Source organism: Achromobacter sp. NPDC008082 (assembly GCF_042957345.1).
In the GTDB taxonomy this organism is placed as follows: domain Bacteria; phylum Pseudomonadota; class Gammaproteobacteria; order Burkholderiales; family Burkholderiaceae_B; genus Achromobacter; species Achromobacter kerstersii_A.
The window spans coordinates 292,922-311,510 of record NZ_JBIBIB010000001.1; the positions used below are offsets into that span (position 1 = coordinate 292,922).

Genomic DNA, 18,589 nt, shown 5'->3' on the forward strand with positions numbered 1-18,589 from the left:
GCCGCCATGAACGCCCCACTCGCTAGCCACATTTTGAACGGGGCGATGCCGCCCGCAGCTCCCGCGCGATTGCGCGAAATCCCCTACAACTACACGTCGTTTTCCGACCGCGAAATTGTCGGCCGGCTGTTGGGCGATGACGCCTGGAGCCTGCTTACCGACTTGCGCGGCGAACGCCGTACGGGCCGCTCCGCGCGGATGCTGTACGAAGTGCTGGGCGATATCTGGGTGGTGCGCCGCAACCCGTACTTGCAGGACGACCTGCTCGACAATCCCAAGCGCCGCAAGCAGTTGATCGACGCTTTGCACCATCGCCTGGGCGAAATCGACCGCCGCCGCGAACCGGGCTCGCCCACGGAAGAAGGCCATGATCCGCATCGCGACGAAAAGGTCGTTGGCTTGCTGGCCCGCGCCCGTTCCGCCATTGCCGCGTTCGAAGGGGAGTTCGACCAGACAACCATGATGCGCAAGCAGGCGCAGAAGGTGCTGGGCCGCATCACCGCGCGCGACAACATCAAGTTCGATGGCCTGTCGCGCGTATCGCACGTGACGGACGCCACCGACTGGCGTGTGGAATACCCCTTCGTCGTGCTGACGCCGGACTCGGAAGACGAGATCGCCGCGCTCGTCACTGCCTGTATCGAGCTGGGCCTGACCATCGTCCCGCGTGGCGGCGGCACCGGCTACACGGGCGGCGCCATTCCGCTGACGTGGAAATCGGCCGTCATCAACACCGAAAAATTCGACAAGCTGGGCAAGGTCGAGTCCTGTATTTTGCCGGGGCTTACCGAGCCCGTGGCCGTCATCCATGCCGGCGCCGGTGTCGTCACCAAGCGCGTGTCGGAAGCGGCCGAGGCCGCAGGCTTTGTGTTCGCTGTGGACCCGACGTCTGCCGAAGCATCGTGCGTGGGCGGCAACATCGCCATGAATGCGGGCGGCAAGAAGGCCGTGTTGTGGGGCACCGCGCTCGACAACCTGGCCTGGTGGCGCATGGTGGACCCGGACGGCAACTGGCTGGAAGTCAGCCGCCTGGACCACAACATGGGCAAGATCCATGACGTGGAAACGGCGCGCTTTGAACTCAAGTGGTTCGACGGCAAGGGCAAGCCCGGCGAGCGTCTGCTGAAAACCGAACTGCTGGAAATCAAGGGCCGCGTGTTCCGCAAGGAAGGCCTGGGCAAGGACGTTACCGACAAGTTCCTGGCGGGCCTGCCCGGTATTCAGAAAGAAGGCTGCGACGGCTTGATCACGTCGGCGCGCTGGGTGCTGCACCGCATGCCGCGCCATACGCGCACCGTCTGTATGGAATTCTTCGGGCAGGCGCGCGACGCCATCCCGTCGATTGTCGAGGTCAAGGGCTACCTGGACGGCGAGGGCAAAGCCCGCGGCGCCATCCTGGCCGGCCTGGAACACCTGGACGAACGCTATCTGCGCGCGGTGGGCTATGCCACCAAGAGCAAGCGCGGCGTGCTGCCCAAGATGGTGCTGATTGGCGATATCGTCGGCGACGACGATGACGCCGTGGCCGCCGCCGCCAGCGAAGTCGTGCGCCTGGCCAACACGCGCCATGGCGAAGGCTTTGTGGCCGTGAGTCCCGAAGCGCGCAAGAAATTCTGGCTGGACCGCTCGCGCACCGCCGCGATCGCGCGCCACACCAACGCCTTCAAGATCAACGAAGACGTCGTGATTCCGCTGCCCCGCATGGGCGAATACACGGATCACATCGAACGCATCAACATCGAACTGTCGACCAGCAACAAGTTGAAGCTGCTGGGCGCGCTGGACGCGTACCTCTGCACGCCGCTGCCGGTGGGCAAGGCCGATGACGCCGACATCGAAAGCACGCGCGCCGAAGTGCTGGCGGATCGCACCCGCCAGGCGCTTGAGCTGCTGGGCAGCGTGCGCCAGCGCTGGCAATGGCTGCTGGACAACCTGGACCTGCCGCTGGCGCAAGCGCTGCCGGAATTGCAGGCGCTGGGCCTGGGCGACGTGTATCACGCGCTGTCTGAACGCCTGGCCGCGCAGTCCACCGCGCGCGTGTTCGACGTGGTGCAGGACCGCACCATTCGCGTGTCCTGGAAGACCGAAGTGCTGGCAGGCTTGCAGCGCACGTTCTCGGGCGCGTCGTACAAGAAGATCGTCGACGAGCTCATCGCCATTCACGGCCGCGTGCTGAAAAGCCGCGTGTTCGTGGCGCTGCACATGCACGCGGGCGATGGCAACGTGCACACGAACATCCCGGTCAACTCGGACGACTACGAGATGCTGCGCGAGGCCCATCAGGCCGTTGACCGCATCATGCAGATTGCCCGCGACCTGGATGGCGTGATTTCCGGCGAACACGGCATCGGCCTGACCAAGTACGAGTTCCTGACCGAAGCCGAACTGGCGCCGTTCCAGGACTACAAGCGCCGCGTCGATCCCAACGGCCACTTCAACGCCGGCAAGCTGATGCCGGGCGCGGACCTGCGCCACGCCTGGACGCCCAGCTTCAACCTGATGGGCCACGAGTCGCTGATCATGCAGCAAAGCGACATCGGCGCCATTTCGGAATCCATCAAGGACTGCCTGCGTTGCGGCAAGTGCAAGCCCGTGTGCGCCACCCACGTGCCGCGCGCGAACCTGCTGTATTCGCCCCGCAACAAGATTCTGGCGACGTCGCTGCTGGTCGAAGCCTTCCTGTATGAAGAGCAGACGCGCCGCGGCGTCAGCCTGAAGCACTGGGAAGAATTCGAAGACGTGGCCGACCACTGCACGGTTTGCCACAAGTGCTACAACCCTTGCCCCGTGGATATCGATTTCGGCGACGTGTCGATGAACATGCGCGCCGTGTTGCGCCGCATGGGCCGCAAGTCGTTCAACCCGGGCACGGCCAGCGCCATGTTCTTTTTGAACGCGAAAGACCCGGCCACCATCAACGCCACGCGCAAAGCGATGGTGGGCGTGGGCTACAAGGTGCAGCGCGCGGCGCATGACCTGTTCTCGGGCCTGGTGAAGAAGCAGACGGCCAAGCCGCCGGCCACGGTGGGCAAACCGCCGCTGCGCGAGCAGGTCATTCACTTCGTGAACAAGAAAATGCCGGGCGGGCTGCCCAAGCAGGCCGCGCGCAAGCTGCTGGACATCGAAGACGCAAACTACGTGCCGATCATTCGTGACCCCAAGGCCACGACCGCCGACACCGAAGCCGTGTTCTATTTCCCGGGCTGCGGCTCGGAGCGCCTGTTCTCGCAAGTGGGTCTGGCCACGCAAGCCATGCTGTGGCATGCGGGCGTGCAGACGGTGCTGCCGCCGGGCTACTTGTGCTGCGGCTATCCCCAGCGCGGCAACGGTATGACGGACAAGGCCGAGCAGATCATCACCGACAACCGGGTGCTGTTCCACCGCGTCGCCAACACGCTGAACTACCTGGACATCAAGACGGTGGTGGTCAGCTGCGGCACCTGCTATGACCAGCTGTCGGGCTATGAATTCGACAAGATCTTCCCGGGTTGCCGCCTGATCGACATCCACGAATACCTGCTGGAAAAGGGCATCAAGCTGGAAGGCGCCAAGGGCGTGCGCTACATGTATCACGACCCCTGCCACACGCCGATGAAGCTGCAAGAGCCGATGAAGACCGTGCGCGCCCTGGTGGGCGACGAGGCCATCAAGAGCGACCGCTGCTGCGGCGAGTCGGGCACGTTGGCGGTCAGCCGTCCGGACATCTCCACGCAGGTGCGTTTCCGCAAACAGGAAGAGCTGCTGAAGGGCGACGCCGCCTTGCGCGACGATGGCTTTACCGGCGACGTGAAGGTGCTGACGTCGTGCCCGTCGTGCTTGCAAGGGCTGTCGCGCTATGAAGGCGACACGAAGATGGAAGCGGACTACATCGTGGTCGAAATGGCCCGCCACATTTTGGGTGAAGGCTGGATGGAAGACTACGTGAAGCGCGCCAACGCAGGCGGCATCGAACGCGTGCTGGTGTAAGCCCATGCGCCGAGGCCGTCACTGAACTGACGGCGTCGCGCGCAAGCGGTCATCACCCCCAAAAAAAACCCGCGTTCATCGCTGAACGCGGGTTTTTATCGTCTTGCCGGATCACTCCAGCTTGATATTCGCCTTCTTGATCACGTCCGCCCAGGCGGCGCGTTCTTGTTCGGCGTAGGCCTTGAAGTCTTGCGCCGACATCGGCATCGGCACGACGCCCATGTCCAGCATCTTCTGCGACACGGCCGGGGTCTTGAGCGTGGCGTCCAGGTCGGCCGACAGCTTCTTCACAACCGCGTCCGGCACGCCGGCCGGGCCCACCAGGCCTTGCCAGGCGTAGGCCGTGAAATTGGCCACGCCTTGCTCGGCCATCGTCGGGGTGTCAGGCAGCACCGACACGCGCTCCGGCGTGGCGGCGGCCAGCACGCGCAGCTTGCCGGCCTTGACGTTCGGCAGTCCCGAGGCCAGGTCGATGAACATCACGTCCACCTGTCCGCCCAGCAGATCCTGAATGGCTGGCGCTGCGCCCTTGTACGGCACGTGCAGCAGGTTGGCGCCCGTGCGCTGCTTGAAGAGTTCCAGCGCCAGATGGTGCGGCGAACCGGCGCCGGCAGACGCCGCGGTCAGCTTGCCCGGTTCTTTCTTGGCGGCCGCCAGCACGTCGTCCACCGTCTTGTACGGCGAATTGACGTTCACGGCCAACAGCAGCGGGAACTTGGCGATGCCGCCGATGTAGGTGAACTTGGCCGGGTCGTAAGACAGCTTGGCGTACAGCGACGAGTTGAACGCCAGTGTGCCGGAGTCGGCCGTGCCGATCATGTAGCCGGTGGGTTCGGCCTGCGCGATGGCGGTGGCGCCGATGATGGTGGCGGCGCCGGGGCGGTTTTCCACCACGATGGTCTGGCCCAGCGGCTTTTCCAGGCCGCTGGCGACGGTGCGCGCAACGACGTCGGTGCCGCCGCCGGCCGGGTAGGGCACGATCCAGCGGATCGGTTGCGTGGGCCAGGATTGGGCGGACGCCGTGGCGGCGGCCAGCGACAGGGCGGCCAGCGCCAACAGGCGCCGTGCGGGGGTATGCATGAAGTGTCTCCTCGTGCGGGTCAAGTTCGCGCGCGGTGCGCGCTGCGTCTTGTTGTCGGTCGTCAGGGGCGCTGCTATTTTTGCGCCGCCATTTTTGCGCCGCTATTATGCTCGCGTTCGACGTGAAAAGGGGGCCGCACGGGCCCCCTGTTTTCCCGCATCGGCCAGACGGATTACTGCGGGTCGGGATAGGTGCGCGCGCCGAAGATTGCCGTGCCGATGCGCACTTCGGTCGAGCCTTCCTCAATGGCGAGTTCAAAGTCGCCGCTCATGCCCATCGACAAGCGGTCCAGCGAGACGCCCGCGATGGGCTCGCCTTGCAGCCGGTCGCGCAACTCGCGCAGCGCGCGAAAGCACGCGCGCACGGCCTCGGTGTCGGGCGAGTTCACGGCCAGCGTCATCAAGCCTTTCACGTGCAGCGTGGGGTAGTCCGCGGCAATCAAGCGCAGGAAGGCGGGCACGTCTTCGGGCGCCATGCCGAACTTGCTGGGTTCGGGGGACGTTTTCACCTGGATCAGCACGTCCAGCGTCCGGCCCTCGTTAACCAGCCGGCGGTGCAGGGCTTCGGCGAGATCGGCGCGGTCCAGCGACTGCACTTCCGTTGCGTCGCGGGCGGCGTCGCGGGCCTTATTGGTTTGCAAGTGGCCGATCAGCACCCATTGCAAACCCTGGCCCGCCAGCGCGGCAGATTTTTGCCGGATCTCTTGCGTCTTGTTTTCGCCAAAGCGCGTCAGGCCCAGCGCCATGGCTTCCCGGATGGCGTCCACGTCGAAGGTCTTGCTGACGGGCAGCAGGACCACGCTGTCAGGGGCGCGGCCGGCACGCGCGCAGGCGTCGGCAATGCGTTGCTGGATCTGGGCGATACGCCCGGCCATGGTGTCTTCGACGGTCATGCAGCTCTCTTGCAGGAACAGGATGTCCCATAGTGTAGGACTCTGGATGATCGTTTCGCCACACTGCCTGCGTGCGTCGTTGACCCTGCGTAATTGGCAGGCTTAGAATTTGCGGAGATTTGTTTATATTTCAATGTTCTAAGCCCTCCGGCGCCGCCCCAGGGCCGTCCCTTTTCCTCCAGTCCCCCGCCATGTCCAGCGCAGCGCCAGAATACGCCTTTGCCACGCCTTTCCTGAATCCCCCCGCGTCCCCCATCCGCTCGCTCATGCCGTACGCTTTGCGTCCGGGCACGATTTCGCTGGCTGGCGGCTACCCCGCGCAGGCGCTGTTCGACGTCGAGGGCCTGTCGATTGCCTCCACGCAAGTCATGTCCCGCCTGGGCGCATGCCTGCAGTATTCCAACATCGACGGCCAGGCCAGCCTGCGCCACGAACTGGCCCGCTTGTCGGCCGCGCGCGGCCTGAACTGCAACGCGGATACCGAGCTGGTGGTGACGGGCGGCTCGCAGCAGGCGCTGGCGTTGCTGACGCGCGTCATGCTGCAACCTGGCGACCACGCCATCATTGAATCTCCCGCCTTCCCGAACTCCGTGCAAGCGCTGCGCTACACGGGCGCGACCGTACACACGGTGCCTTCGGGTCCGGACGGCATTGACGTGGATGCGCTGGATGAATTGGCCGCCCGCATCAAGCCCAAGATGGTGTGCGTGGTGGCGTCGTTCTCGAACCCCTGCGGCGCAACGATCACGCGCCAGCGCCGTCTGCGTTTGCTGGAACTGGCGGTCAAGCATCGCTTCCTGATCGTTGAAGACGACCCCTACAGCGAACTGCGCTTTGCGGGCGAAGCGGTGCCGCCGATTGCGGCGCTGGCCGAAGGCGAAGCGCGCCACTGGGCCGTGTACCTGGCCAGCATGTCCAAGACCATGGCGCCCGCGCTGCGCATCGGCTGGCTGGTGGCCCCGCCCGAAATCCGCCGCCGTTGCGTCAGCGCCAAAGCCGCCGACGACATGGCGTCTTCGGCCTGGATTCAAGAAGTGGTGGCGCAGTATCTGGCCAACGGCCGCTACGAAGAACACGTGCCGCGCATCCGCGCCGCTTATGGCCTGCGCTGTGACGCCATGGCCGACGCGCTGGCCCGCGAACTGGACGGCCGCGTCACGTTCCGCAAGCCCGAAGGCGGGATGTTCTTCTGGGCGCGCCTGACGGGCGACATCGACGCCACGCGCCTCTTGCCCTACGCCATCGAACACGAAGTGGTCTATGTGCCGGGCAAGGCCTTCTACGCCAATGAGAAAGAGGCGGATCTCTTCGCCATGCGCATGTCGTTCGCCACCATGAACGAAGCCGAAATCGCGCAGGGCATGGTGCGCCTGGGCCGCGCGCTGGATGCTTGCCAAGCCAACGAGCCGGTGTCGATTTCGCTGGCGGCCTGAGGGGCGGCCTAAGTGGTGGCCTAAGGGGCGGCTTAAGGGGTGGCCTGAAAGGTGGCCTGATGCCGGACAAGGCCGGTTTTCCTGGTTTGGCTATGCTGTGCTTGCTAAACCGCGCCCGTTACCCGACGGGCGCGGCCGGTCATACCTAAATAAGCGCTTGTTATTTGGCGCGGGCGCTTCATGTCTATAAGCTTCTCGCCTCGGCGCGTCCTCGCGCCCGGCTTAACAGGAATCCAGGTCATGAACATTGCAAAAGGGTTGGTGGGTGCGGCGCTCTTGATGGCGGCCGCGCAAGGCGCGCAGGCGGCAACGGTAGATGTCGTGCGCCAGCGCGGCGCCGTGGCTTGCGGCACGACCACGGGCTTCGCCGGTTTTTCGGCGCCCGATGCGCAAGGTAAGTGGCAGGGTCTGGACGTGGACTTGTGCCGCGCCATTGCGGCGGCGGTGTTCGGTGACGCCAACAAGATCAAGGTGGTGCCGCTGAATTCGCAGCAGCGCTTCACCGCGCTGCAATCGGGCGAAGTGGACGTGCTCACGCGCAACACCACCGTCACCCAGCAGCGCGACACCGCGTTGGGCATCATCCACGCAGGCATCAACTTCTACGACGGCCAGGGCTTCCTGGTGCCGAAGTCGCTGGGGGTGAAAAGCGCCAAAGACATCAACGGCGCCACGATCTGCCTGCAAACTGGCACGTCCAACGAGAACACGCTGGCCGATTGGGCGCGCGCCAACAACGTGACGTACAAGCCGGTGGTGATCGAGACCTTCAACGAAGTGGTCAACGCGTTTGCCGCGGGCCGCTGCGATGTGTTCTCGACCGACGCCTCGGGCCTGGCCTCGATCCGCATTTCCAAGCTGCAAAACCCGGACGATTACGTCGTGCTGCCGGAAATCATCTCGAAGGAACCGCTGGGCCCCTTCGTGCGCCAGGGCGACGACACGTGGCTGAACATCGTGCGCTGGTCGTTGTCGGCCATGATTGAAGCCGAAGAATACGGCGTCACGTCCAAGAATGTGGACGAGCAACTGAAAAGCGCCAACCCCAACATCAAGCGCATCCTGGGCGTCACGCCGGGCAGCGGCGCGAACTTGGGGCTGGACGAAAAGTGGGCCTACAACATCGTCAAGCAGGTGGGCAACTACGGCGAAAGTTTTGAGCGCAACGTGGGCGAGGGCAGCCCGCTGAAGATCAAGCGCGGATTGAATGCGCAGTGGACCCAAGGCGGTTTGATGTACGCACTGCCGATTCGTTGACGGTCAGCATGGGTTGCGCGCGATGGGCTCCCATCGCGCGCCATTCCTCATCCCCGCCGGTACAGTTGCGCAATCTTCACAAAGGCCACACGCAGTTCGCGCGTGCCGCCCTGAATGATCACGGGCTTGCCCCGATGCGTGAAGATCACCAGCCGCTTTGAAAACAGCAATGGTACGAAGCGCGCGGCGCGCACGTCTTCCCACGCCACTTCGCGGCGCGTGAACCAGGTCTGGCGCAAGCCGTTTTCATCAATCGTGGTGATCGACGTCTGCATGTGCCACGACACAAACAGCAGCCCCACGAAACACAGCACCACCACCACGGCCAGCACGGTATCGAACGGCTGCGCGGGCGCGCGGATGGCGGTGGTGACGACCTGCACACCCAGCACGGCCAGAATCACCCAGGCCAGGATGCGCACCCAGTCGGGCCAGGCCTGGCCCGACAGCGGCAGCGGGCCGATTTCGCGCAGCAGCGCCGCGCGGTCTTCGGTGGACGGGGCAGGGGCAGGCGTCGTCATGCGGCCCGTTTACGCGGCGCGTTTGGCGGCAATGGCGTTGCCGGCGCGGCTGGAACCCTTGCGGTTCAGATTCGCCGACATCCATTGGCCAATATCGACCACGGCGTCAAAGTCCACCCCGGTGTCGATGTCCAGCCCGCGCAGCATGTACAGCACGTCTTCGGTGGCGACGTTGCCCGTGGCGCCCTTGGCGTAGGGGCAACCGCCCAGACCGGCGACCGAGGTGTGGAAAATCGAGATGCCCGTTTCCAGCGCGGCCAGGATGTTGGCCAGCGCCTGGCCGTAGGTGTCATGGAAGTGGCCGGACACGCGGGCGGGGTCCACCACGCGCGTGACGGCCGTCATGACGTCGCGCACGCGTTGCGGGGTGCCGACGCCGATGGTGTCGGCGACATCGATCTCATCAACCTGCATGGCCAGATAGCGCTGCGCCACATCAACCACCGCTTCAACGGGAACTTCGCCTTGGTAGGGGCAGCCCAGCGCGCAGCTGATGCTGCCGCGCACGCGAATGCCGGCTTCGCGCGCGGCTTGCACCACGGGTTCGAAGCGGGCGATGGATTCGGCGATGGAGCAGTTGATGTTCTTTTGCGAAAACGCTTCGCTGGCGGCGCCGAAGATCACAATTTCGTCTGCGCCCGCGGCCAGTGCGCCTTCAAAGCCCTTCATGTTGGGCGTCAGCACCGAGTAGATCGTGCCGGGGCGGCGCTCGATGCGCGCCATCACGTCGGCGCCGTCGGCCATTTGCGGCACCCACTTGGGCGACACGAACGACGCGGCTTCCACGTTGGGGAAGCCCGCGGCGGACAGCCGGTTGATCAGTTCCACCTTGATGTCGGTGGGCACGAATTCCTTTTCATTCTGCAAACCGTCGCGAGGCGACACCTCGACGATCTTCACGCGGGAGGGCAAAGCCATGTCTCTTCCTGGTTCGGTATTGGATGGCGCCGCGCGCAATGCGGCGGCGCTATCGGCAATAGTAGCGCCATCGCATGACGGGCTGCTTGATCCATCGGACGGAGGCTTCGGATGGCTGCCCCCGTGGATGCTGGCGTAAAAAGTCCCTACTTCAGACGCTGGTATCGGCCGTCGTCCAGGCGGGCGATACGGCCCTGCAATTCCAGCTCGACCAGATGCGCCTGCAAGTCGGCAATATCCAGCCCCGAGCGCGCCTGGATGGCGTCCAGGTGCAGCGGGTCGTAGCCCAGCGCGTCCAGCACGGGGTGATCCGGCAGCGGCGCCTCGGCCTCGCGCGTGCGGCGCGCAGCAGGGGTGGGGCCGCCGCCCAGTTCATCGGTAATGTCCGCGGCGGTTTCGACGAGCTTGGCGCCCTGGCGGATCAGCGCATGGCAGCCTCGGGACAACGGCGAATGAATGGAGCCGGGAATGGCGAACACCTCGCGCCCGCTTTCGCCGGCCAGCCGGGCCGTGATGAGCGACCCGCTTTGCTTGGCGGCTTCCACCACCAGCACGCCGCGCGCCAAGCCCGCCACGATGCGGTTGCGCTTGGGGAAATGAGGCGGCAGCGCGCCTGTGCCCAGCGGAAATTCCGAGACCAGCGCGCCGTGCGCGGCGATGCGGTGCGCCAGGTCGTGATGGCGGGCGGGATAGATGCGGTCAATGCCGGTACCCATGACGGCGACCGTGCCCGCGCCATCGCGGCCGGCGTCCAGCGCGCCTTCGTGCGCGGCGGCATCAATGCCCAGCGCCAAGCCGCTGACGACGCGCCAGCCGTGCGCAGCCAGATGGCGGGCGAAGGCGCGGGCGTTTTCCTGGCCGCCGGGCGTGGCGTTGCGGGCGCCCACCACCGCCAGCGACGGGCCTTGCAGAAATGCCGGGTCGCCCGCCACATACAGCAGGATGGGCGGGTCGGCGATGGTCAGCAGGCTTTGCGGATAGGTCGGGTCGGCCAGCGTCACGATGTGGCGGCCGGGGCCGCTGACCCATTCCAGCGCACTGTCCACCAGCGCCGCCATATCGGCCGGCATCGGGGCGGCCAGTTGCCGCGCCAGCGCGTCCGGAATGTGGCGGGAGAGCGCCGTGGCGCGTTGCGCGTAGATCTGCTCTGGCAGGCCAAGCGCGCTCAGCAGCGTACAGGCGGTGGCAGAGCCGATGTTGGGCTCGAGCGATAAGCGCAACCAGGCGGACAGTTCGTCGGAAGAGTGCGTAAGCGGCATGAGCAGGACGGCGGGGTAAGGCGAGTCAGGCGTTAAGGGTCTGGCAGTGTCGCATGCGGGGCGAAGGGGGCGGGCCGCGCCGCGACAAAACCGTCACCGCAGCCCATTGATAAACGCATCTGAAAAAGCAGGGACACAACCGTGCCGGCATCAATGGCGCAATGTCTGACTTAGCCGAAAACTATTAGAAATCAAGACTCTAATGAATTAAACTCTTACCCAAACCTTATTTTGGCGATTCCCCTTCAATGGCTTTACTTCCTATCCTTCGCTACCCGGACCCGCGCTTGCACAAAAAGGCCAAGCCGGTAGCCGAAGTCGACGACCGCATCCGCCAACTGGTGCGCGACATGGCCGAGACCATGTACGACGCGCCCGGCGTGGGCCTGGCTGCAACCCAGGTCGACGTGCATGAGCGCGTGGTGGTGATCGACGTGTCCGAAGACAGCAACGATCTGCTGACCCTGATCAACCCCGAGATCACCTGGCGCAGCGACGACTACAAGATCTACGAAGAAGGCTGTCTGTCGGTGCCGGGCATCTACGACGAGGTCGAACGCGCCTCGCGTATCCGCTGCAAGGCGCTGGACATTGACGGCAAGCCCTTCGAGTTCGAAGCCGATGGCCTGCTGGCCGTGTGCGTGCAGCACGAGCTTGACCACCTGGAAGGCAAGGTCTTCGTCGAATACCTGTCCAACCTGAAGCAGAACCGCATCAAGACCAAGCTGAAGAAGGCCGAGCGCGAAGCGCTGCGCGACTGATTCCCGGGTTGCTTCCCGTTTTCCACTCTTTGGTCTGACACCCCATGCGCCTAGTTTTTGCCGGCACGCCGGAATTCGCCCGTATTGCTTTCGACGCTTTGCGGGCCGCGGGTCACGAGATTCCGCTCGTCATGACCCAGCCCGACCGTCCGGCTGGCCGTGGCTTGAAGCTGACGCCCAGCCCGGTCAAACAGGCCGCGCTGGATGCCGGCATTCCCGTCGCTCAGCCGCGCAGCCTGCGCCTGGACGGCCGCTATCCCGAGGAGGCCGCCGAGGCCCGCGCGTTGCTGGAGCAGATTGCGCCGGACGTGATGGTGGTGGCGGCCTATGGCCTGATCTTGCCGCAATGGGTGCTGGACCTGCCGCGCCTGGGTTGCCTGAATATCCACGCCAGCCTGTTGCCGCGCTGGCGCGGCGCAGCGCCTATCCAGCGCGCCATTGAAGCGGGCGATGCGCAGACCGGCGTGACCATCATGCAGATGGACCAGGGCCTCGACACGGGCGACATGCTGCTGGAACGCGTGGTGCCAATCACCCCCGACACCAACGCGGCGCAACTGCACGACGCGCTGGCGCAGGTCGGTGGCCAAGCCATTGTTGAAGCCCTGAATGCCTTGGCCCAGGGCGGTTTGACGCCCGTGAAGCAACCCGAAGACGGCGTGACCTACGCGGCCAAGCTCGACAAGGCCGAAGCCGCGCTGGATTGCACGCAGCCGGCCGAGTTGCTGGAACGCCGTGTGCGCGCTTTTAACCCCGTGCCGGGCGCCAGCATCCGCTTGCCCGGTCTGGCCGACCCGGTAAAGGTGTGGCGCGCGCAGGTGCTTGCGTCTGACGCCACGGGGGCGCCCGGCAGCGTGTTGCGTGCCGACGCGTCAGGCATCGATATCGCCACGGGCAACGGCGTGCTGCGTTTGCTGGAGCTGCAAAAAGCCGGCGGCAAGCGCCAGCCGGTGGATGTGTTCGTGCGCGGCTGGCAGCCGGGCTGAACGCGGGTATCTGGCAGCGCGGGCCGCTCTGACGGCCCGGATGCCGCTAGCGATGCTTAGGGTTTAGGGTTTAGGGTTGGCGGCTGGCCAGCAAGTCCAGGTAGGCGCCCGACAGCAGTTGCTTGGGCGACACCCCCAGCCCGGCCATCAAGGTGCGGGCTTCTTCCATGCCATCGCTGGCGCTTTCGCCATCGCGCAGCACCACTTCCAATTCCAGGAATTCCCCCAGCCCCTCGACGCGGTCCAGGTGGATGCGCGTGCGTCCGGCCATGAACACGACGCGCTGCTTCTTCACGCGGCCGATTGCGCCGTACGCCAGCGTCAGCGCTTCGCGCAAGGTGTCGGGCGAGTCGGTGGGCGAGATCACGTAGAAGCTTTCTTTCGGCCCTTTGTCGTCGGCGCGCTGATAGAAAATCAGCTCGCCCGTGCCATCCGCAAACGCGCGCAGCTTCAGCCGGCCGTGGGTGCAGGCGAAGAAAGTGTCGTCTTGCGCGATGGCAACCGGCTCTTGGCCGGACAAGGCGGCAGCCAAGGGTTCGATGGCGTCCAGGCTGTCCACCTGGGCCTTGATTTCCACATTGCGGGCCATGCGTGACACCTCTGCGTTGCGATCAGTACAGCGTGCTGGCGACGCGGGCGGGCAAGTCGCGGTCGTAAGCAACGCCATCAAACGTGCCGGCGGTCAGGTCCGACAGCACGCGGCCCACGCTGGGCAAAGCGCTGCGCGGCACTTGGGAGGACGCATCCCACAGCCGCGAACGCAGCAGCGCGCGCGAGCACTGGAAGTACACGGTCTGCACATCCACGATCAGCACGGAACGCGGCAGCTTGCCATCCATTTCAAAACGCGCCAGCAAGGCCGGGTCAACGCTGATGCGTGCCGTACCATTCACGCGCAGGGTCTCGCCCACGCCGGGAATCAGGAACAACAGCGCCACGCGCGGATCGGCCAGCACGTTCTGCAGGCTGTCGACGCGGTTGTTGCCGCGGCGGTCAGGCAGCAGCAACGTCTTTTCGTCTTCGACGACCACAAAGCCTGCGGGGTCGCCGCGGGGTGACGCATCCAATCCGCCGGGGCCGGAGGTAGCCAACACCGCAAACGGCGCGGCCTCGATGAAGGCGCGATAGTGCGGGTGCACGTGATCGACTTCTTTCTTCAACGACGCTTCGCCAGGCGCGCCATAAAGCGCCTGCAAGGCGTCGGCGTCGGTGATGAGGTGGGCGGGATCAGTGTGCATGGCAAGGTTCCGGTTCAGGCCAGGATGGCGGGAAGGTCTTCGACAGCAAGGAATTGTTCGTCCGGGCCGCGTTCACGCAGCGCGTCCATGTGGTTATAGCCCCAAGCGACGGAACCGACACGCACGCCGGCCTTGCGGGCGGCGTCGATGTCGCGCATCTCGTCGCCGATCAGCAAGAAGCGTTCCGGCGCGATCGTGTGGCGGCGCATCAGGCGGTCGATCTTGGCGGCCTTGCCGAACAGGTCGGTGCCGCATTCATAGTCGTCAAACAGCGCGGCCGTCTCCGCACCCAGCACGCGCTGCACGTTTTCGATGGAGTTCGAACTGACGATCGCCAGCCGCATGCCGCTGGCCTTTAACTGCGCAAGCGCGGCAGGGATGCCGTCAAACAGATGCACGCTGGGGTCGATGTCCTGCATCAGCGTGCGCACGTGCGTCATGATCGACGGCAGTTTCCACAGCGGGATGCCCAGATACTTCAGGATCTCGGAGGCTTCGCGGTGGCGCAGCTGGTCGCGTTCCGACAAGTCGATTTTGCGAAAACCATACTTGTCCGCCACCGTGTTGAGGATGGAATTGAACCAGGGCATGGTGTCTGCCAGGGTCCCGTCGAAATCAAAAGCAGCAAGGTCGTATTTCAAGTAATCAATCCGATAACCGGCTGGCGGCAATGCCGGCTAGCCGTTGGGGTGAAGCAGATAATGGACGACCGGCGCTAGCGCTTCCAGGGGCGGCGCGCTGGCCACGACGCGGGCGGCGTTGGTCCACGGGTAGTCCAGGCCCAGCAGCCAGCCGAAGACGGCGGGCATGTCGCCGGGCGGCAGCGTCACCATGGTTTCGATGGTGATGGTCAGGTCGGTGGCGCGATACGGTTCGGGCTGGAATTTCCAGTCGTAGCGGCCACAGCCCACGCGCACATTGCCGGTGGCCTTTTCCGTCATGCCGACGATCCAGTCGCATTGGTAATCAGGCAGCCGCGCGCCGGAGGCGGGGCGCGACAGGTAGAACGTGTACACGTTCTCGTAGGTCTGGCCGAACTTGCGCACCAGCGTGTCGGCAATCGCGGCAACGCCGTGCGATTCGGGCGGGAAGGCAATGGCCTGCGTGCGCAGCGCCATTTTCAGCACGGCGCCAGGGGCGAACGCACGCGTCATGAAATGCGGGCGGTTTTCGTCCTTCGCGTGAAAGTAGTCGCGCAACACGGACTCGGTGCTGGAAGGGGACAACGAATCAGAGGACATTGCGTGGGTTTCCGTCATGGTCTTGATAAGGATGTCAGGCGGCCTTGATGGGATCGAACCACTTCGAGACGTTGGGCGGCTCGTAAATGGCGTAGCGGTCAAGCAGCACGGCAGGGTCTTCTTCCACCACCAGCATGTCGCGATGCTGCGGCCGGATGAAGGCTTCGTCGACGGCGTGATCCACAAACTGGACCAGCGCATCGTAGTACCCCGCAATGTTCAGCAAGCCGCAGGGCTTTTGATGCATGTTCAATTGCGCCCAGGTCCAGACTTCGAAGAATTCCTCAAGCGTGCCGGCGCCGCCGGGCAGGGCGATGAAGCCGTCTGCCTTGTCGATCATCATGGCCTTGCGTTCGTGCATGTTCTGCACCAGGTGCAGCTCGGTCAGGCCGCGATGCGCCTGTTCCTTCTTTTGCAGCAACTCGGGAATCACGCCAATCACGCGGCCGCCGCCCGCCAACACTTCATTGGCGATCACGCCCATGATGCCGACGACCGATCCGCCGTACACCAGGCCCAGGTCGCGTTTGACCAGTTCGCGGGCCAGTACGCGGGCTTGCTCGATGTAGTCGGGGCGCGTGCCCGGGTTCGAGCCGCAATACACGCAGATGTTCTTCAGAGTCATAAAAAGGTTGCAGATTGCCGGGCCAGTTACAGATTGCGTCACCGGCTTTTCGGGAAGCCGATAGTTTACGCAAGGTTTGCCCGAGGGGTTTTCGCTGTTGGGGGTGGCGCAAAACGGGGGCAGGAGCAATGTTTGGACACAGCAAGATCCGCCATGATCGGTAGACTCAAGCATTCGGTACGACTGGATATCCAGGGTCGTCGTGCTTTCACTAACCTAGAGGAGCTAACGATATGGAACAAGCAACCCGAAACCACCGCCCCTTCGACATGGACGTGAAGGCGATACGCGCCAAGGCGCGTCAGGACATTGAATCTGGCGCCGTCACGGACAGCTACCGTGCAGACCGCGAGACCGTTCTGAAACTGCTGAACGAGGCGCTGGCCACCGAGATCGTCTGTGTGCTGCGCTACAAGCGCCACTACTTCATGGCCCGGGGTTTGAACGCCGAACCGGTGGCCGCGGAATTCGCCGAACACGCGGCGCAAGAGCAGCAGCACGCCGACCAATTGGCCGAGCGCATTGTGCAGTTGGGCGGTGAACCCAACCTGTCGCCCAAGGGCATTCTGGATCGCAGCCACTCGGAGTATGTCGAAGGCAAGACGCTGGAAGACATGATCAAGGAAAACCTGATCGCTGAACGCATCGCCATCGACAGCTATCGCCAGATGATCGAATACATCGGCGAACAGGATTCCACCACGCGCCGCATGCTGGAAGAGATTCTGGCGGTGGAAGAAGAACACGCCGACGATATGTCGGACTTTCTGGCTAAGACGTAAGCGCGACAGCGCAGACGTAAAAAAACCCGGCCTTGCGAGGCCGGGTTTTGTTTTGCGGCGCAGGCGCTGCGTGCGTTGCCGGGCGTGATCAGATCACGTCGCCCCACAGGTCGTATTCGTCGGAATCCGTGACGCGCACACGCACCATGTCGCCCGCCTTCAAGGGCTTGTCCGAACTGACGTAGACACAGCCGTCGATCTCGGGCGCGTCGGCGCTGCTGCGGCCCACGGCGCCGTCTTCGTCGACCTCATCAATCAGCACGTCGATTTCGCGGCCGACCTTGCGGGCCAGGCGTGCGGTCGAGATGCCTTGCTGCAATTCCATGAAGCGTTCCCAGCGGTCTTGCTTCACGTCGTCCGGCACGGGGTTGTCCAGCAGATTCGCGGGCGCGCCTTCCACCGGCGAATACTGGAAACAGCCCACGCGGTCCAGCTGCGCTTCCTGCATCCAGTCGAGCAGGTACTGGAAGTCTTCCTCGGTTTCGCCGGGAAAGCCCACGATGAAGGTCGAGCGGATGGTCAGGTCGGGGCAGATCTCGCGCCAGCGCTTGATGCGCGCCAGCGTCTTGTCTTCAAACGCCGGGCGCTTCATGGCCTTCAGGATGCGCGGGCTGGCGTGCTGGAACGGAATGTCCAGATACGGCAGGATCTTGCCTTCCGCCATCAGCGGAATCACTTCGTCCACGTGCGGATACGGGTACACGTAGTGCAGGCGCGTCCAGATGCCCATTTCGGACAAGGCCAGACAGAGCTCGGTCATGCGCGTCTTGACCGGGCGGCCGTTCCAGAACCCGCTGCGGTACTTCACATCCACGCCGTACGCGCTGGTGTCTTGCGAGATCACCAGCATTTCCTTCACGCCGGCTTTGACCAGGCGCTCGGCTTCGCTCAAGACATCGCCCACCGGACGGCTGACGAGGTCGCCGCGCATCGACGGAATGATGCAGAAGCTGCAACGGTGATTACAGCCTTCCGAAATCTTCAGATAGGCGTAGTGGCGCGGCGTGAGCTTCACGCCTTGCGGCGGCACCAGATCCAGATAGGGGTTGTGGTCCTGCTTGGGCGGCGCGGCGTCATGCACGGCGCGCACCACTTCTTCATATTGCTGGGGGCCGGTCACCGCGAGCACGCTGGGGTGCACCTTGCGAATCACCGATTCCTCAACGCCCATACAGCCGGTGACGATCACCTTGCCGTTCTCGGCCAGCGCTTCGCCAATGGCTTCCAGCGACTCCGCCTTGGCGCTGTCGATGAATCCACAGGTGTTGACGACGACGACATCCGCGTCGTTGTACTCGGGCGTGACTTCGTACCCTTCGGTGCGCAGTTGGGTCAGGATGCGTTCGGAGTCGACCAGGGCTTTAGGACAGCCCAGGCTGACGAAGCCGACTTTGGGGGAAGACATGGAATACCTCGGTGGGCGCGAGCCAGCGCCAATGATCAAAAGCTGCGCAATTTTAGCGCGGGCAGAGCGGGGGCCGTCATTTTATGGGAAACGGGCGCAAACCCCTATTTTGCGCAGGCGCCTCGGCGTTGCTTTCGCGATGGCGGAAACGGGTGTCCCACCCGGCCGGGTACGCGTTGAGAAAATCTGATAATTACTAAAAAACCGCAACGTCGCTCAATAGT

17 protein-coding genes are annotated in these 18,589 nt (G+C 64.4%); 6 read left to right on the forward strand and 11 right to left on the reverse strand.

The window, feature by feature from the left end; translation table 11 throughout:
* Positions 1-6: 6 nt before the first annotated feature.
* A complete protein-coding gene (locus ACFZAI_RS01405) occupies positions 7-3,966 on the forward strand; it encodes a DUF3683 domain-containing protein (RefSeq protein ID WP_391565239.1) in 3,960 nt (1,319 codons plus the stop codon).
* A 111-nt stretch (positions 3,967-4,077) separates the two neighbouring features.
* Here the strand turns inward: ACFZAI_RS01405 and ACFZAI_RS01410 are convergent, their stop codons facing one another.
* Both ACFZAI_RS01410 and ACFZAI_RS01415 read right to left on the reverse strand, forming a co-directional pair.
* Positions 4,078-5,046 (reverse strand): Bug family tripartite tricarboxylate transporter substrate binding protein, encoded by a 969-nt coding sequence (locus ACFZAI_RS01410; protein ID WP_391565240.1) that lies wholly within the window; start codon positions 5,044-5,046, stop codon positions 4,078-4,080.
* A 173-nt stretch (positions 5,047-5,219) separates the two neighbouring features.
* Positions 5,220-5,939 carry a YggS family pyridoxal phosphate-dependent enzyme gene (locus tag ACFZAI_RS01415; protein WP_391565241.1) on the reverse strand — a complete coding sequence of 240 codons (720 nt, stop codon included), beginning with the start codon at positions 5,937-5,939 and terminating at the stop codon, positions 5,220-5,222.
* A 191-nt stretch (positions 5,940-6,130) separates the two neighbouring features.
* Between ACFZAI_RS01415 and ACFZAI_RS01420 the strand changes: the two genes are divergently transcribed.
* Positions 6,131-7,372 carry a PLP-dependent aminotransferase family protein gene (locus ACFZAI_RS01420; RefSeq protein WP_391565242.1) on the forward strand — a complete coding sequence of 414 codons (1,242 nt, stop codon included), beginning with the start codon at positions 6,131-6,133 and terminating at the stop codon, positions 7,370-7,372.
* Positions 7,373-7,612: 240 nt separating this feature from the next.
* The gene (locus ACFZAI_RS01425) at positions 7,613-8,629 is read left to right on the forward strand and encodes an amino acid ABC transporter substrate-binding protein (RefSeq protein ID WP_391565243.1); all 1,017 of its coding nucleotides are present in this window, start codon (positions 7,613-7,615) and stop codon (positions 8,627-8,629) included.
* 47 nt (positions 8,630-8,676) lie between these two features.
* Here the strand turns inward: ACFZAI_RS01425 and ACFZAI_RS01430 are convergent, their stop codons facing one another.
* From ACFZAI_RS01430 to dprA, 3 genes are all read right to left on the reverse strand, one after another.
* Positions 8,677-9,150, reverse strand: a complete 474-nt coding sequence (locus ACFZAI_RS01430; protein WP_391565244.1) for a hypothetical protein — start codon at positions 9,148-9,150, stop codon at positions 8,677-8,679.
* Between the two features lie 9 nt (positions 9,151-9,159).
* Entirely contained in the window at positions 9,160-10,068 is a 909-nt protein-coding gene (locus ACFZAI_RS01435) for a hydroxymethylglutaryl-CoA lyase (protein ID WP_391565245.1), read from the reverse strand.
* A gap of 146 nt (positions 10,069-10,214) precedes the next feature.
* Positions 10,215-11,327, reverse strand: coding sequence for a DNA-processing protein DprA (gene dprA / locus ACFZAI_RS01440; RefSeq protein ID WP_391565246.1), 1,113 nt, complete (start codon positions 11,325-11,327; stop codon positions 10,215-10,217).
* Between the two features lie 248 nt (positions 11,328-11,575).
* Between dprA and def the strand changes: the two genes are divergently transcribed.
* Together def and fmt are read left to right on the forward strand one after the other, a co-directional pair.
* Entirely contained in the window at positions 11,576-12,088 is a 513-nt protein-coding gene (gene def, locus ACFZAI_RS01445; RefSeq protein ID WP_332609728.1) for a peptide deformylase, read from the forward strand.
* Positions 12,089-12,132: 44 nt separating this feature from the next.
* The gene (gene fmt / locus ACFZAI_RS01450) at positions 12,133-13,074 is read left to right on the forward strand and encodes a methionyl-tRNA formyltransferase (RefSeq protein ID WP_391565247.1); all 942 of its coding nucleotides are present in this window, start codon (positions 12,133-12,135) and stop codon (positions 13,072-13,074) included.
* A gap of 70 nt (positions 13,075-13,144) precedes the next feature.
* Here the strand turns inward: fmt and ACFZAI_RS01455 are convergent, their stop codons facing one another.
* From ACFZAI_RS01455 to ACFZAI_RS01475, 5 genes are read right to left on the reverse strand one after another with little or no spacing between them, the layout of a single operon-like run.
* Positions 13,145-13,663 carry a class IV adenylate cyclase gene (locus tag ACFZAI_RS01455; protein ID WP_391565248.1) on the reverse strand — a complete coding sequence of 173 codons (519 nt, stop codon included), beginning with the start codon at positions 13,661-13,663 and terminating at the stop codon, positions 13,145-13,147.
* A 22-nt stretch (positions 13,664-13,685) separates the two neighbouring features.
* Positions 13,686-14,312: a pyridoxamine 5'-phosphate oxidase family protein gene (locus tag ACFZAI_RS01460; RefSeq protein ID WP_391565249.1), complete on the reverse strand. Its 627-nt coding sequence runs from the start codon at positions 14,310-14,312 to the stop codon at positions 13,686-13,688.
* A gap of 14 nt (positions 14,313-14,326) precedes the next feature.
* The gene (locus tag ACFZAI_RS01465; RefSeq protein ID WP_391565250.1) at positions 14,327-14,953 is read right to left on the reverse strand and encodes an HAD hydrolase-like protein; all 627 of its coding nucleotides are present in this window, start codon (positions 14,951-14,953) and stop codon (positions 14,327-14,329) included.
* Positions 14,954-14,989: 36 nt separating this feature from the next.
* The gene (locus ACFZAI_RS01470; protein WP_391565251.1) at positions 14,990-15,553 is read right to left on the reverse strand and encodes a hypothetical protein; all 564 of its coding nucleotides are present in this window, start codon (positions 15,551-15,553) and stop codon (positions 14,990-14,992) included.
* 34 nt (positions 15,554-15,587) lie between these two features.
* Complete coding sequence (locus ACFZAI_RS01475; RefSeq protein WP_054420635.1) at positions 15,588-16,178, reverse strand: TIGR00730 family Rossman fold protein; 591 nt, start codon at positions 16,176-16,178, stop codon at positions 15,588-15,590.
* A gap of 233 nt (positions 16,179-16,411) precedes the next feature.
* Between ACFZAI_RS01475 and ACFZAI_RS01480 the strand changes: the two genes are divergently transcribed.
* Positions 16,412-16,960, forward strand: coding sequence for a bacterioferritin (locus ACFZAI_RS01480; protein WP_391565252.1), 549 nt, complete (start codon positions 16,412-16,414; stop codon positions 16,958-16,960).
* Positions 16,961-17,048: 88 nt separating this feature from the next.
* Here the strand turns inward: ACFZAI_RS01480 and rimO are convergent, their stop codons facing one another.
* Positions 17,049-18,365 (reverse strand): 30S ribosomal protein S12 methylthiotransferase RimO, encoded by a 1,317-nt coding sequence (gene rimO, locus ACFZAI_RS01485; protein ID WP_391565253.1) that lies wholly within the window; start codon positions 18,363-18,365, stop codon positions 17,049-17,051.
* Positions 18,366-18,589 lie beyond the last annotated feature (224 nt).